Annotated in this window: 1 protein-coding gene and 1 pseudogene; one reads left to right on the plus strand and one right to left on the minus strand. The window is 58.9% G+C overall.

What is annotated here, in order from left to right; all coding sequences use genetic code 11:
* Positions 1-617, minus strand: a 617-nt coding sequence (locus FF80_RS16055; protein ID WP_035102450.1) for a PQQ-binding-like beta-propeller repeat protein, incomplete at its 3' end; no start/stop codon positions are given.
* A gap of 102 nt (positions 618-719) precedes the next feature.
* On the opposite strand from FF80_RS16055, the pseudogene FF80_RS21715 reads away from it, so the two are divergent.
* A pseudogene (locus tag FF80_RS21715) lies at positions 720-1,051 on the plus strand (hypothetical protein); the annotation flags it as partial.

Genomic DNA, 1,051 nt, shown 5'->3' on the forward strand with positions numbered 1-1,051 from the left:
CGCGCGCCCCAAAGCAACAGGTTGCCGGCCATGATGACATTGAAATGATACTGATCGACCTCGACCGACCAGATTTTCTCCCCGGTTTGGCAGTGCAGGCAATGCAGGTGGATGCTGGATTGGCCAAACTGCCGCCCGGCAACGACCGTGGCATGAAAGACCCTATCCCCGGCAACGTGCGGGCGGTAGCTGTGGCCGCCATTTTCGGCACTCCAGATGGCCTCGCCGTTTCTCGCATCAAGGCACCAGGTCTTGCTTCCGCTGCCGCCGGTTTCTGCAATGAACAGGCGGCCATTGCTCAGAACTGGTGGCGTCAAATTGCTCTTGCTGAAGGGGCTGTCCCACAGTGCATTGCCATCGGGGGAATAGGCGTGGACGGCACCGGCAAAGCTTGCGACAAAAATAGTGCCATTGGCGTCGATCACGGGCTCTGTGGCGACATGAGCTATGGTTTGGCGCCATAGCTCCCGTCCATCATCGTTCGAAAGCGCTATGACTGCGCTCTCGAAAAAGCTCTTGCGGTCATAGGTGAACACACCCACGATCTGGTCGCGCCAGAAGCCCGGCGTGCGGGCCGAAACATTGCGCTCCTTTGGAAGCGCGTATTGCCAGAGCATTTGCCAGTGTCGATCCATGATCGTGTTTTACCGGCGCTAGCATGACCCATTTATGACGAGCCGCCTGCCCCCGATACCGTCGCGGAATGTCGCAATGCCGTCATGAAGAAGATGAAACATCAGGCCATGCGTGCGGCACGAACACTTGCAGTGATCATCCCCCTGTTTCTGGCGGGTTGCGGAGCCGATGCGGCCCACCAGTTTCCTCCAAATGCCCCAGGCGTCACGACTCCCGAGGAATATTCCTTTGGCTCTGCGACACAGGGGAAAGACTGGCGGGCGACCCGTGATGTGCTCGACGCCCTGGAAGCCCGCTTCGGGGAAAAATCGATGCGGCTCTTTACACGCGATCTCGATGAAACCGCAGACCCGGCCGCCATCAAGGCATATTACGCTTCCAAGTTGCCGGGTTGGAGCGAGATGGCCTTGGCCGA

Source organism: Devosia sp. LC5 (assembly GCF_000735585.1).
GTDB lineage: Bacteria > Pseudomonadota > Alphaproteobacteria > Rhizobiales > Devosiaceae > Devosia.